This is a genomic window from Pseudovibrio sp. JE062 (assembly GCF_000156235.1).
Lineage (GTDB): Bacteria > Pseudomonadota > Alphaproteobacteria > Rhizobiales > Stappiaceae > Pseudovibrio.
The window spans coordinates 116,339-129,647 of record NZ_DS996812.1; the positions used below are offsets into that span (position 1 = coordinate 116,339).

General features: G+C 53.0%; 9 protein-coding genes. 4 read left to right on the forward strand and 5 right to left on the reverse strand.

Annotated features, from left to right (window positions below; all coding sequences use genetic code 11):
* Positions 1–97: 97 nt before the first annotated feature.
* Together pyc and PJE062_RS19360 are read left to right on the forward strand one after the other, a co-directional pair.
* On the forward strand, positions 98–3,544 hold the full coding sequence (pyc, locus tag PJE062_RS19355) for a pyruvate carboxylase (protein ID WP_008551356.1): 3,447 nt from the start codon (positions 98–100) through the stop codon (positions 3,542–3,544).
* Between the two features lie 302 nt (positions 3,545–3,846).
* On the forward strand, positions 3,847–4,452 hold the full coding sequence (locus tag PJE062_RS19360; protein ID WP_008551679.1) for an acetate uptake transporter family protein: 606 nt from the start codon (positions 3,847–3,849) through the stop codon (positions 4,450–4,452).
* Between the two features lie 49 nt (positions 4,453–4,501).
* On the opposite strand, the gene PJE062_RS19365 is transcribed toward PJE062_RS19360, so the two are convergent.
* A complete protein-coding gene (locus tag PJE062_RS19365) occupies positions 4,502–5,251 on the reverse strand; it encodes a glutamine amidotransferase (RefSeq protein ID WP_008551472.1) in 750 nt (249 codons plus the stop codon).
* Positions 5,252–5,266: 15 nt separating this feature from the next.
* A complete protein-coding gene (locus PJE062_RS19370; protein WP_008551624.1) occupies positions 5,267–5,746 on the reverse strand; it encodes a TerB family tellurite resistance protein in 480 nt (159 codons plus the stop codon).
* 366 nt (positions 5,747–6,112) lie between these two features.
* Here PJE062_RS19370 and PJE062_RS19375 point away from each other — a divergent pair, with 366 nt between their 5' ends.
* Positions 6,113–9,100, forward strand: coding sequence for an AsmA family protein (locus PJE062_RS19375; protein ID WP_008551699.1), 2,988 nt, complete (start codon positions 6,113–6,115; stop codon positions 9,098–9,100).
* A gap of 60 nt (positions 9,101–9,160) precedes the next feature.
* Here PJE062_RS19375 and PJE062_RS19380 read toward each other — a convergent pair whose 3' ends face one another.
* The gene (locus tag PJE062_RS19380; RefSeq protein ID WP_008551324.1) at positions 9,161–11,443 is read right to left on the reverse strand and encodes a molybdopterin cofactor-binding domain-containing protein; all 2,283 of its coding nucleotides are present in this window, start codon (positions 11,441–11,443) and stop codon (positions 9,161–9,163) included.
* A gap of 2 nt (positions 11,444–11,445) precedes the next feature.
* On the reverse strand, positions 11,446–11,910 hold the full coding sequence (locus PJE062_RS19385) for a (2Fe-2S)-binding protein (protein ID WP_008551343.1): 465 nt from the start codon (positions 11,908–11,910) through the stop codon (positions 11,446–11,448).
* Positions 11,911–12,040: 130 nt separating this feature from the next.
* Here PJE062_RS19385 and PJE062_RS19390 point away from each other — a divergent pair, with 130 nt between their 5' ends.
* Entirely contained in the window at positions 12,041–12,703 is a 663-nt protein-coding gene (locus PJE062_RS19390; protein ID WP_008551353.1) for a TetR/AcrR family transcriptional regulator, read from the forward strand.
* Here the strand turns inward: PJE062_RS19390 and phnN are convergent.
* A complete protein-coding gene (gene phnN / locus PJE062_RS19395) occupies positions 12,693–13,286 on the reverse strand; it encodes a phosphonate metabolism protein/1,5-bisphosphokinase (PRPP-forming) PhnN (protein ID WP_008551390.1) in 594 nt (197 codons plus the stop codon). The genes PJE062_RS19390 and phnN overlap by 11 nt on opposite strands.
* Positions 13,287–13,309 lie beyond the last annotated feature (23 nt).

Genomic DNA, 13,309 nt, shown 5'->3' on the forward strand with positions numbered 1-13,309 from the left:
ATATAGTAATGGCTCAAGTGACTATAAATTAATCTTTCCATAGAGGGATTTGCTCGACTATAAAGCCCCAAAATACATAGAGACTGGGGGACCTACTTTGGCTATTCAACGAATATTGGTTGCTAACCGCTCAGAAATTGCAATTCGAGTTTTTCGAGCTGCAAACGAACTTGGTCTCCAAACGGTTGCTGTATTTGCTGAAGAAGACAAGTTGGCTTTACATCGCTTTAAGGCAGATGAAGCTTATCAGGTAGGTAAAGGCCTGGGCCCGATTGAGGCTTACTTGTCTATCAACGAGATTATCCGCGTTGCAAAAGAACAGCGCGTTGATGCAATTCACCCTGGTTATGGTTTCCTTTCTGAAAGCCCGGAGTTTGCCGAGGCTTGTGCAGAGAACGGCATTATCTTTATTGGCCCTTCTCCTGAAACCATGCGCCGCTTGGGTAACAAAGTTTCTGCACGCGAGCTGGCGATTAAAGCTGGCGTACCGGTGATGCCTGCGACTGATCCGCTTCCAGATGACATGGAAGAAATTAAGCGCCTTGCGCTGGAGATCGGTTATCCGGTGATGCTCAAAGCATCCTGGGGCGGTGGCGGTCGCGGTATGCGCGTGATCAAAGATGAGGAAACGCTGGAACGCGAAGTTGTTGAAGCTAAGCGTGAAGCACGTGCTGCCTTCGGCAAGGACGAAGTTTACCTCGAAAAGCTGGTTGAGCGTGCGCGCCACGTTGAAGTGCAGATCCTTGGCGATCAGCATGGCAACCTTGTGCATCTGTTTGAACGTGATTGTTCCATTCAGCGCCGCCACCAGAAAGTGGTTGAGCGCGCTCCGGCTCCTTATCTTGATGAAGAGAAGCGCCGTGAGCTTTGCGAGTATGGCCTGAAGATCGGCCGTGAAGTTGGTTACTGTGGTGCCGGTACTGTTGAGTTCCTGATGGATGCTGATACCGGCAAGGTTTACTTCATTGAAGTGAACCCGCGTATTCAGGTGGAACACACGGTTACTGAAGAAGTGACCGGCATCGACATCGTTCGTGCGCAGATCCGTATTGCAGAAGGTGGTCGCATTGGTGATGAGAACGTCACCGGTGTTCCTGAGCAGGCTGGCATTGAGCTGAATGGTCATGCCCTTCAGTGTCGTATCACTACCGAAGATCCAGAGCATAACTTTATTCCGGATTACGGACGTATCAGCGCTTATCGTGGTGCGACCGGCTTTGGTGTTCGCTTGGATGGTGGCACCGCGTATGCAGGTGCTGTGATCACCCGCTTCTACGATCCGCTGCTTGAAAAAGTCACTGCATGGGCGCCGACACCTGAAGAAGTTTGCGCGCGTATGGATCGTGCTCTGCGCGAATTCCGTATTCGTGGTGTTGCGACAAACCTGATCTTCCTTGAGCGGATCATTGGTCATCCGTCATTCAAGGATAACTCTTATACGACGCGCTTCATTGATAATACGCCTGAGCTGTTTGAGAACATCAAAACAGCTGACCGCGCAACGAAGCTGTTGAACTATATCGCTGATGTGACTGTGAACGGGCACCCGGAAACCAAGGGCCGTCCGACACCACCAGCAGATGCACCGTCACCTGTTGCGCCGAAGTTCAAACTGCCAGTTATGGATGGCACGCGTCAGAAGCTGGAAGAGCTTGGTCCTAAAGACTTTGCCAAGTGGGTAAAAGCGCAGCCGCAAGTGTTGGTGACTGACACCACCATGCGTGATGCGCACCAATCCTTGCTTGCCACACGCATGCGTACTTACGATCTGGTGCAGGTTGCTGATAGCTATGCGCAGGGTCTGCCTGAGCTGTTCTCTTTGGAATGCTGGGGCGGGGCGACCTTTGATGTGTCCATGCGCTTCCTGACTGAAGATCCGTGGGAGCGTCTGCGCCTTGTTCGTGAGAAAGCGCCAAACCTGCTGATGCAGATGTTGCTGCGCGGTTCCAACGGCGTGGGTTATGCGAACTATCCGGACAATGTGGTGCAGCACTTTGTTCGCCAAGCTGCTGAAGCTGGCGTGGATGTGTTCCGCGTGTTTGACTGTCTCAACTGGGTTGAGAACATGCGCGTGTCTCTGGATGCGGTGCAGGAGCAGGGCAAGCTGTGTGAGGCAGCGCTTTGTTACACTGGCGACATTCTGAACAGTGCGCGTCCGAAGTATGATCTGAAGTACTACGTCAATCTGGCGAAAGAGCTTGAAGCAGCTGGTGCGCATATTCTTGGTATTAAGGATATGGGCGGTGTGCTGAAGCCTCAGGCCGCTAAGGTACTGATCAAAGCGCTGAAAGATGAGATCGAAATTCCGATCCACTTCCACACGCATGACACTTCCGGTATTGCAGCCTCAACTGTTCTGGCTGCTGTCGAAAGCGGTGCGGACATTGTTGATTTGGCGATGGATTCCCTGTCAGGCCTGACTTCTCAGCCATGCATGGGCTCTGTTGTTGAAGCGCTGAAGGGTACTTCTCGCGACAGCGGTCTGGATACTGACCGTATTCAGCAGATTTCCTTCTACTGGGAAGCTGTTCGTACTCAGTATCGTGCATTCGAGAGTGATCTGCGCTTTGGTGCTTCTGAAGTTTACCTTCACGAGATGCCTGGCGGTCAGTTCACCAACCTGAAAGAGCAGGCTCGTTCGCTTGGTCTTGAAATGCGCTGGCACGAAGTTGCGAAGGCTTATGCTGACGTGAACATGATGTTCGGTGACATTGTGAAGGTTACGCCAAGCTCCAAAGTTGTTGGTGACATGGCGGTGATGATGGTGTCTCAGGGCATCACACCTGAAGATGTGATTGATCCGAACAAGGAAGTTTCCTTCCCAGAATCTGTCGTGAACATGATGCATGGCGATCTCGGTATTCCTCCGGGAGGTTGGCCTGCTGACCTGCAGAAGAAGGTTCTGAAAGGTCAGGAGCCGATCACAGTTCGTCCGGGCTCTCTGCTGGAAGCTGAGGACATGGATGCCAAGCGTGAAGAGCTCTCCGGCATTCTGGGCCGCAAAGGTTCTGAGCAGGAACTCTCTTCCATGCTCATGTACCCGAAGGTGTATTCGGAATTCACCAAGGCGCAGGACAAGTACGGTCCAACCAGTGTTCTGCCAACTCCAACCTACTTCTATGGTCTGGATGTTGGTGATGAGATCATGGCTGAGCTGGAGCCGGGCAAGACCATGGTTATCTCCTGTCTTGCGATCGGTGAGACTGATGAGCACGGCGAAAAGCGCGTGTTCTTTGAGCTGAACGGTCAGCCACGTAATATTCGTATCATCGACCGTACCCATAGCGCAGCCAACACACCTGCACGCCGTAAGGCAGATGATGACAATGAGCTTCAGATTGGTTCACCTGTGCCGGGCGTTATCTCAACGCTGGCGGTGAAGGCGGGGCAGACCGTGAAAGCAGGTGATCTGCTGGTCTCCATTGAAGCGATGAAGATGGAAACATCTGTTCATGCGGAACGTGACGGTGAGATCAGTGAAGTTTGTGTAGCACCTGGCGATCAGCTTGATGCGAAGGACCTGATTGTTACCTTTAAGGGATAGTGCCTGAACAGCACTGATTGATTGAGATTAACCAGCAATGCGTTTGGTGCATGAGCACTATGCATTGCTGGTTTTTTTTGTTTTAATGTCTTAATTACCTAATTATATCAGTTGGTTAATTGATTTTTGAAGCTGCGATTTACGTTAGGTATTGCTACGTTCCGTAGTAGTGCGGTTGTCCCTGTTTCGGCCCTTCTGTATTCAGCGCTCCAACTAATTCGAGAGTGAGTTTCCCAATTTCTGTTCTGCAGGAGCCGTCTTCCTAATGGGTCAGAGTTGGGTTTTTTATTGAGGGTGCAACCGTGCAAACTAAAACAGGAAACCCAGCAGTTATCGGCCTTGCTGGATTTGGTATGACGACCTTTGTTCTACAGATGGTGAACATTGGCCTGCTGGACAACATGGGTCCGGTTCTTTGGCTGGGCGTTTTTGTTGGTGGCCTTGCGCAGTTGGTTGCAGGTTTCCAGACAGGTAAAACCGGCAACAACTTCGGCTACAGTGCTTTCACCATCTACGGTGCATTCTGGCTGGCGTTTGCTGGTATTCTTGTTGGCAACAAGCTGGGCTTCTACACCTCATCCCACACTGATATCGGCTTCTTCCTGCTGCCATTCACCATCTACACCGGCATCATGTTCTACGGCGCGCTGCATGTTCACACTGCAGAAGCATCCATCTTCGGTAGCCTGCTGCTTGGCTTCATTCTGCTGGTTCTAGGGCACTTTGGTCCTGCATTCTTTAACGTGATTGCTGGTTACGTGCTGATCCTGTGCTCTTTCTGTGCATGGTACGTGATGGCGCACATCATCTACAAAGATGTTTGTGGTCGCGATGTTCTGCCAGTTGGTTCTCCAGTGTTGCAGCCGGGTGAGAAAGTTTCTGCAGCTGAGGCTGTTGCTGCTGAGTAAGCTGCGTCCAAACCAATGAAAAAGGCCCGGCAATGACCGGGCCTTTTTGTTATTTGCCTGTGTGGGATGACCAACTGCTGGCTGGTTCGGATGCGTACCCGATCCAGTTATCCATGAAGGCTTCCAACCAGTGCAGAACCGCTGGGTCATACACGAAGCGCTCGCGGAAATGTTCGCCGCGTTTTTTCGCTCCCGGAAGTACCAGACGGTGAGCAGCGCGTGTGGTCCAGCGGTTCATCATGGCGTAGGTCAGTTCCGGATGAAACTGAATGCCGAATGCATTCTCACCAACGCGAATGGCCTGATTTTCGTAGGTCGGGCTGGAGGCTAACAGTTCTGCGCCTGTAGGAAGAGAGAAGCCTTCTCGGTGCCATTGGTAGACCTGTTTAGGCCATTCCATGAGGTCGGCGCCAGACTCAGTCGCTTCCAGCGGATAGTAGCCAATCTCAACCAAGCCATCGTCATGACCGGTGACTTTGCCACCAAGGTTTTTGGAGAGCATTTGCGCTCCGAGACAGATGCCGAGGAATGGCTTGTTTTCCTTAAGCGGAACGCTGATCCAATCAATTTCCTGTTTCACGAAGTCATCGCCGTCATTGGCGCTCATGGGGCCGCCGAAGATGATGGAGCCTGCATGATCTGCCAGAGTTTCGGGCATAGGATCGCCAAACCGTGGGCGGCGGATGTCCAGCTCAAATCCACGTTTGATCAACTGCTGCCCGACACGGCCGGGATTGGATGTTTCCTGATGCAGTACGACCAGAACTTTGACCGGGTGCTGTTTATTCCGCTCTAACATTTCAAACTAAAACCTTCAGGTAGAGGAGGGGCTACTACCACTCTGTCGCTGAGCTACTTTCTGCTTAAGCTGCATGCGGTCTCTGGAGGAGACGCCAAGGAGCTCTGCAACGCGCCAAATTGTGTTGTCTTCAAATTCATGGACGGACCCATCGGCGAAGACCATCTCCCAGAGAGCCTCGATCACTTTCAGGCGTTGTTCCGGTTCCAGCTTGCGCTTGAGAACGGAGGTGAAGCCGTAAAGATCGACCGCTTCTTCGTCGCGCACTTTGGCGAGCTCCATGAGCTCTTTCGTGTCTTCCTCGTTCAACTCATATTGTTGCTGCAAGACGCGTTTCAACTGGTCCAGTTCCTGCTGCTCAATCTCGCCATCAACGGCGATGATGTGGAACATGAGTGCAGCGACCGCCAGCCGTTCATCATCTTCAGAAAAGCGTCCAGCTTCCTCCTGCTCGTTTGACAGGTCTTTGAAGAATTTTTTCAGGGCGTCCAGCATTCATGTGCTCCGTGCAACTATTGGTTTTCTTGCACTTTTAAATAGTGCTTTTCTGAGGTGCTTAAAGATGATTCAGGTCCGAATGAAATACTATTGATACGCAAAAACAATTACAAATGCCAAAGAAAAGGACCGAAATACGCCAATTTGAAGCCACGTGATACTGCGACAATTGGGAGCAAATATGATAGGACTCTCTGGTTCAGAATACGTAGTTCTTTTGTTCTGGCCCTTGAAAGGCTTTAACTAATCATAATTTAGACGTTTTCTACGGGCTTTTTGCCCTGTATTTGTTGAGTACAAGCTGCTTACATGAGAGTCCTTTTCCGGGCCTCACGAAATCGTCCACTAGGATACTGAGACTAAATGAAACGCTCTCTTCTTATCTTTGGAGCTCTTGCCGCTCTTGTGGTTTGTGGTCTGGTGCTTGCACCGCTGCTCGTTCCACAAAAACAGCTGAAAGCCCAAATTGCAGAAACGTTTGAGACAGCGACCGGGTGGAAGCTGCGTCTTGATGGGCGGACGAGTGTGGATCTGCTGCCGACGCTGGCCATCGAGATTGAGAATGTTGGTGTTGCTGGTGTTGCACGAGCTGACGGGATTGAGTTCGCGCGGGTTGAGAAAGCCCGTTTTGAGCTGAACTCTCTGCGTTTGCTGACCGGCGGCAACATCATCCGCAATATTGAGCTTGTTGAACCGACCTGGACTTTGGAGTTTGATCAGAAGGGCGGCGCTTCGTGGCAGCCGCAACTGGCAAACGCCAAGGAAGGGGAAGCCTCTTTGGTTGCTGCAAACATTGCGGGCCGCGTGGCTTCCTTCATGCAGCAACTGGATCTGGATACTGTTGGCATTCAGCGTGGTGTCGTTTCCTACAGTGAGCCTGATCAGGCGGCTCCGCTGGTGTTCTCTGATATTGACCTGACACTGAACTTTGAGAGCGGCGGTGATGCACTGACGGCTGAAGGTGCGTTTGTTCAGGGTGATGAACAGTATGCTGTTGGTGGTCGTGTTGGCTCTGTTACTGCGCTGAGTGAAGCGCGGGCGACCTCTGTTGAGGCGCATCTTGTCGGGCCAGCGCAGGAGAAGATTGGCTTTAATGGTCAGCTTGCGTTTGGTGCAAGGCCTGTCGGTACGCTTCAGGTTTCTGTTGAACTGCCGGATCTTGCTGCTGTTGCTGCCCAACATGAGGCGAAGCTTCCCGAAGCTGTCGGGAGTGCTGCGCTTATGACTGAGCTTCAGTTCCGTCAGCGCGGCGTTCGCACAAAGGATCTTTCGATCACTGCTGGCTCTGTTGGTTTTGGCGGCGATGTTGCGCTGAACTATCTGGAAGACGGCTATGAGCTGAAAGGGCAGGTTGGCGGACAGTCTTTGAATTTTGAGCAACTGCTGCGTTTGGCTGGGCTCGATGTTCCTGCGTCCGGTTTTGCCAATGTGGATGCCTCCTTCTATGGCGTTGGCCAGTCTTATGATGAGCTGGTTGCTGCACTGGAAGTTGATGGCGGTGCTATCCTGCGCAAGGGGCGTGTCTCAGACATTCAACTGCCAAAGTTGCTGGCTGTTGATGGGCGCGATGAAGCTCTGGACGATATGGATCTGACCTTTGTGTTTTCTGGTCTGTCCAAGCCGCTTGAGTTGAAAGGCACTGCGCGTTGGAATGGTGAGCCGATTGTTTTGCAGGGTGGACTGCGGTCTGATGCGAATGTTGATCTGGCATTTTCCAGCGAGATGTTTTCAGGCAGCCTGACTGGTCCATACTCTCTGCGTGATGGATTTGGCGGTATCTTTGCATTCCAGACTGATGACTTTAACAATTTTGCGCGTTGGTATGGGCGCCCGTTGCCACGGTATCTGCGAGGACAGAAGCTTGTGCTCTCTGGCCAGTTTGATGCGGATGCAAATGGTGTAGCGTTCCAGAATGCTCAGTTCCAGCTGGATGACACCAGCCTTCAAGGCAATGGCCGGTTGGACACTGGCGAAGTTCCAAAGTTGAGCGGCCAACTGGAAGTGGCTCATGCCTCCTTCGACAAGATGTTCTCTCGTCATGATGCCAAGAACGCAAAGGGAGAAGGGGATTATGACTTCTCTGTTTTGCGCAGCTTTGATCTGGACCTTGGGCTTACCATTCAAGACCTGAAGCTGGGCGCTTTGCGTGGGCAGAATGCTGAGCTGAGAGCCGCGCTTTCTGAAGGTCGGTTGGCTTTGGATGTGAAGCGGGTTGGCCTTTACAAAGGTGAAGGTGCTGGCAAACTTCTGCTGAATGGTGCGACTGTGAAGCCGGGCATTTCAGCTGAATTCTCGCTGAAAGGCATCAACGCTGCTCCGTTCCTTGCTTCTCTCGGAGATATGCCGCGTGTGGATGGCAATCTCTATGCTGAGATGGATGTGAACACCTCTGGCAAGACGCCGACTGATCTTTGGGGCAATATGGGTGGTGCGCTGAGTTTCCAACTTGGAAATGGCATGCTGCATGAGCTGGATGTTGATCGCTTGGTTGCCTCTGTTGGCAACAAAGGCATTACCGGCTGGCCGTTTGCTGAAGCGGACCAGACCGAGTTCTCCAGCTGGGGTGCTGATGTTATCTTTGAACAAGGCACTGCAGAGTTTCAGGCTTTGACCTTGCAGAGCAAGACAGCTCTGGTGGAAGGGCGTGGTGCGATCAACATCAAGGATGGCGAGGTTCTCTGGTATTTGCAGCCAAGCATGCTGGATCAATCCAAGTTGGATGGTGAGGGGACTGCAAACACTCAGACTGCTGATATGGCGCCATTGAAGATCCGCGGCTCTATCAACCTGCCGAGCTTTGAGACTGTCGATATTCAGGAATACGCAAGCGCATCCTTCGGGGATGTGAAACAGACCCAGAAACTTTCTGAGAAGCTGGCACAAGATCTGGAGACAGCCAAGACGGTTGAAGAAGCTCAGCGTTTGCGGGCAGCTGCTGCTAAGGATGCGCTGACAGCATCTTCTGAAAGTGCTGAGGCCGCTCCTGAGCCGACTGTGCTTGCAGAGCCTACTTCTAACGAAGGCGCTGTGAATACGGCTTCTATTGGTGATGGGGATTTGCCTCCGCTTGCTGAAGGGGCTGTTGCCAACACTGACACTTCCAAAATCCTCATGCCTGTCGCGAAGCCGGGTGAAGCACCCGTATCAACACCAGCTGCTGTCGCAGAGGCACCGAAGAAGTCACGCGTTATCGCTGCTCCAAAGCGCGATCTGAAGCGACGTGATGTGGTGCCTCGTGGGCCGGGCAATGTGAACGTGGAAGCGGTTGCTGAAGGAACGGCGGATACGGATGCAACGCTGACTTCATTAGAGGAAGCGTTTGGTATGCCTGCTGGTTTCCTATCTGACTGATTAAGGTTCAATCAGAATTAAAAAAGCCCGGAGCGGTGAATGCTCCGGGCTTTTCTGTTGTTAGATGAAGTCGATCTCGTTGCTGAGTGGCATTTGCCTGATGCGTTTGCCGGTTGCTGCAAAAATCGCATTTGCCAGAGCTGGTGTCGAAGGTGGTGTTCCCGGTTCACCTGCTCCCCCCATACGTGGAGAGTTCTCCAGCAGCTCGATGGTGATCTTCGGTGCTTGATACATGCGCATGGCGTCATAGGTGTCGAAGTTGGCTTGCTCCACCTGTCCGTCTGCCCATGTGATTTCCTGACCCAGCGCCTGACTGAGGCCGAAGTTGATGCCGGACATGATTTGGTCTTTGAACATGCCGGGATCAAGAACGATGCCCGGATCTGCAGCTGCCCAAACTTCCTCGATGGTGACGGTATTGTCTGTGACGTCGACCTGAACCACTTGTGCTGTCCATGTACCGAATGAAAGAACATGGGCAATGCCACGTCCTTTGCCTGCTGGCAGCGGAGTGCCCCAGCCTGACATCTCTGCAACGCGTTTCAGCACTTCTCGGGCTGGCAGGAACTCGTCACTGGTCAGATGGGCTAGGCGGAACTCAAGTGGATCTTTGCCTGCCTTGTGGGCTGCCTCGTCCATGAAGCTTTCATGGAAGAAGCCGTTGATGGAATTGCCGACTGAACGCCAGAAACCGAGTGGAACCTGAAGGTCAGCCACATGGGCCTGACACCGGATGTTTTCGACATCCAGAGGCTGATTGAATGCGCCATCAAGCACGGTGTTGTCGGGGCCAGCTGGGCTGATGCCCGGGAAGATCCTTGGCATCACGCTTTGGATGATGGATGGGGAGGCCACGTGCATGTCCATGGTCTTCAAGGTGCCATCTGGTGTGACCTGACCTTTGAATTCACCAATCGCCATTGGGCGGTAGGTGTCATGCTGCGTGTCTTCTTCTCGTGTCCACGTGACTTTGACTGGGTGCGGTGCTGTTGCTTCTGCGATCACTGCGGCATAGAGAGTGAAGTCGACTTCCAGACGGCGTCCAAAACCACCGCCGAGGCGCGTTGTGGTGACGTCGATATCTGCGCTGTCCATATCGAAGTGACTGGAGACCACAGACTGGATCAGACCGGGAGCCTGCGTACCGGTCCAGACGCGGATTGTGCCTCCGTCGTGCTGAGCGGTTGCGTTCATTGGCTCCATGGTGGCGTGGGCGAGGAATGGGACACGGTATTGAACTGATACGGCTTCACTTTCCGGAATGGAGGTGAAGACTTCTGCGTCAGATCCTGTGCCGCCGAGTTCAAAGGTGGCTTCCTGTGTCAGCGCGTTTTCAAGGGCGGACCACATTTGATCGGTGTTCTGAAGAGAAAGCGGATCGTCCCACTCGACTTCGAGTGCCTCTGCGCCTTTGAAAGCCGCCCATGTGTTGGTCGCAATAACGCCGAGACCTTCGCCTGCGATGGTTTTGATCTCGACCACGTCTTTCACGCCGGGAATGGCGAGGGCTTCAGTTTTATCGTAGCTCTTGATGCTGACGCCTTTGCGTGGGGCCATTTTGACGGTGCCATAGAGCATATCCGGCAGCTGGACGTCGATGCCGAAGATTTGGCCACCAGTGACTTTTTCCTTCAGCTCGACACGTTTCTGCGATTTGCCGAGGATCTTCCAGTCTTTGGCTTTCTTCAGCTTCATCTCACTCGGTGGCGAGATAGCTGCTGCTTTGCGAGCCAGTTTGCCATAAGTGACGGACTTGCCAGAAGCGTTGTCTGTGATGGCTCCGTCAGCAAGTGTCAGGTTCTCTTCAGAGGTGCCAAAGTGCTCAGCTGCGGCTTTGACCAATACGTACTTTGCAGCGTATCCGGCTTCGCGCATCTTTACGAAGGCGTCGGTCATGGAAGAGGAGCCGCCGGTCATGTTCAGGCCGAGGAACTTGGCGACGATCTTCATGGAGCCGCGGGCCATCTCTGCCAGCACGCTTTCATCGTAGAACGGGAATGGTGCAGACTCTTCCAGCATGGAGGAGTTGTAATAGGCCGGGCTGGATGGTCCGTGTTCTACAACAACCTGTTCCAGTGGAACTTCCAGCTCTTCTGCGACTAAAGCTGCGAGGGTTGTGTGGACGCCCTGACCCATCTCTGCACGAGGGGCAATGATGGTGATGGTGTTGTCTGCATCTACCATCACATAAGGGTTGAACGGTGTCTCACCTTCGGCCTTCTTTGCGTCCAACGGGTTGGCATAGGGCTTCTGATAGAAGTAGTAGCCCACGGCGAGGCCACCTGCGGCTGCAACGCCAAGGCCGAGAAAGGCACGGCGGGTGTATTTTCCCAATCGGCTCATCTTCAAGCTCCCAGCGTTTGAGCTGCGTCTTTGATCGCGACTTTGATTTTTGGATAGGTGCCACAGCGACACAGGTTGGTCATGGCATCGCTGATGTCTTCATCAGATGGGTCTGGGTTCTCTTCCAGCAGAGCAACCGCAGCCATGATCTGGCCGGACTGACAGTAGCCGCATTGTGGGACGGAGTGTTTCATCCAGGCCTGCTGAACGGCGTGGAGCTCATCTCCTTGAGAGATGCCTTCGATGGTGGTGATTTCACCTTCCACTTCGCCCACTGGCTGGGAACAGGAACGAACAGCTTCTCCGTCAATGAGAACTGTGCAAGCCCCACAGGCGGCGACACCGCATCCGAACTTGGGACCTTTGATGTCCATGATGTCCCGAAGCGCCCACAGGAGTGGCATTTCCGGATCGGCTTCAATCTCTTGTTTTTGACCATTCACGGTCAGAGGAATTTTCGGGTACATTTGTTTGGCGATCCCGTAAATTTAAAGTTAGGAGACTTTCGTTCTCTTAACTTATGATCTAACGGAAGTTTGTCAATGCACATTGCCAAGATTAATTGACATGCATTGGAAGGGGACATATCACCACTTTATGACCAACCAGAGTTTTCAGCGCGCCAGATCCGCCGAAGCAAAGGCGCAGCGCCATAATGATCTTATTCGTGCCGCGACCTGTGTTCTTGAGCAGGACGGTGTAGATGGACTGACCCTGCAGGCGATTGCCAGCCGTGCGGGCATTGTGAAGTCCAACATCTATCGGTACTTCGAAACGCGGGAAGCCATTCTGGTAGAATTGCTGCTGCGCGATTTCGTGGAGCTGATCGAAGATATGGAAACGAAGGTTTCTGGTGAGATGGCGCCTGCCGATATGGCGCAGCTTCTTTCTGAGATGTTTGCATCCCGTCAGCGTCTGTGTGAGCTGATGAGTGAAATTGCGCCGACAATGGAAAAGAACATCTCCATTGATTGCATCCGCAACTTCAAGCGGGCTTTGCTGGCAGAAGCCAGTCGGGCAACGTCTGTTTTGCAGAAAGGTCTGCCATGGCTGAATGCTGAGGAAGCAATGGCCGTGTTCTTCAGCATTCATGTGTTTGTTGCCGGGCTGTGGCCTGTGACCAATCCTCCGCCTGCGCTGGTTACACTCTACGAAGAGCCGGAGTTTGCACCGCTCAAGTATGAGTTTGCGCCAGCGTTGTTTGGTATGATCACCGCTCACCTGCTTGGTCTGGAAGCCTCCAAAAAGCTCAGCGCATAAATGCTGTGATTGCTTGTTCCAGCCGGTCGATGCCGACCTGAGGATCGTTGGTGTTTTGAATTTCCACCAGATGCGGCAGCTCGGGCAGGGACAAGTCTGCACGTCTTAAGCGTTGCTCAATGTCTTCTGCGGTTTCGCGGCCTCTCATTGATAAGCGCTGGGCCAGCACGTGGATCGGTGCCGTGATGTGCACAACCAGCAGTTTCTCATACTTCTCGACAGCTTCCGCCAGCGCTTTGCGGGAACCGTTTGCGATGGCTATGCCGCCTTTGGTGATGTGGTCATCGACGCATTCTGGCAGGGCGTAGGTTAATCCATGGGCGGGCCACGATAAGGCGACGCGGCCCTGATCAATGAGCTGAGACATCTCCTCATTGCAGACGGCTTCATGGGGCTCTGAGCCTGCATCCGCTGGACGAGTGATGAGGCGGCGGGCAAACATGATGTTTGCGTCGCCTTCACATCGATCTCTATAGCCGTAGATGAGTGTGTCTTTGCCTGCGCCACTTGGGCCGACGACCATCACCAGTGCGCCGGGACCAAGTTTGTCTGCTTGCTTGCTGGTTTTGTCCAGAACTGTCACGACAGATCCATCTCCTGAGTGCC

Coding starts and splice junctions, on each gene's coding strand:
- PJE062_RS19365 (WP_008551472.1), bottom strand. CDS start 5,251: ATGTTAGAGCGGAATAAACAGCACCCGGTCAAAGTTCTGGTCGTACTG.
- PJE062_RS19370 (WP_008551624.1), bottom strand. CDS start 5,746: ATGCTGGACGCCCTGAAAAAATTCTTCAAAGACCTGTCAAACGAGCAG.
- PJE062_RS19385 (WP_008551343.1), bottom strand. CDS start 11,910: ATGTACCCGAAAATTCCTCTGACCGTGAATGGTCAAAAACAAGAGATT.
- PJE062_RS19380 (WP_008551324.1), bottom strand. CDS start 11,443: ATGAGCCGATTGGGAAAATACACCCGCCGTGCCTTTCTCGGCCTTGGC.
- PJE062_RS19390 (WP_008551353.1), top strand. CDS start 12,041: ATGACCAACCAGAGTTTTCAGCGCGCCAGATCCGCCGAAGCAAAGGCG.
- PJE062_RS19375 (WP_008551699.1), top strand. CDS start 6,113: ATGAAACGCTCTCTTCTTATCTTTGGAGCTCTTGCCGCTCTTGTGGTT.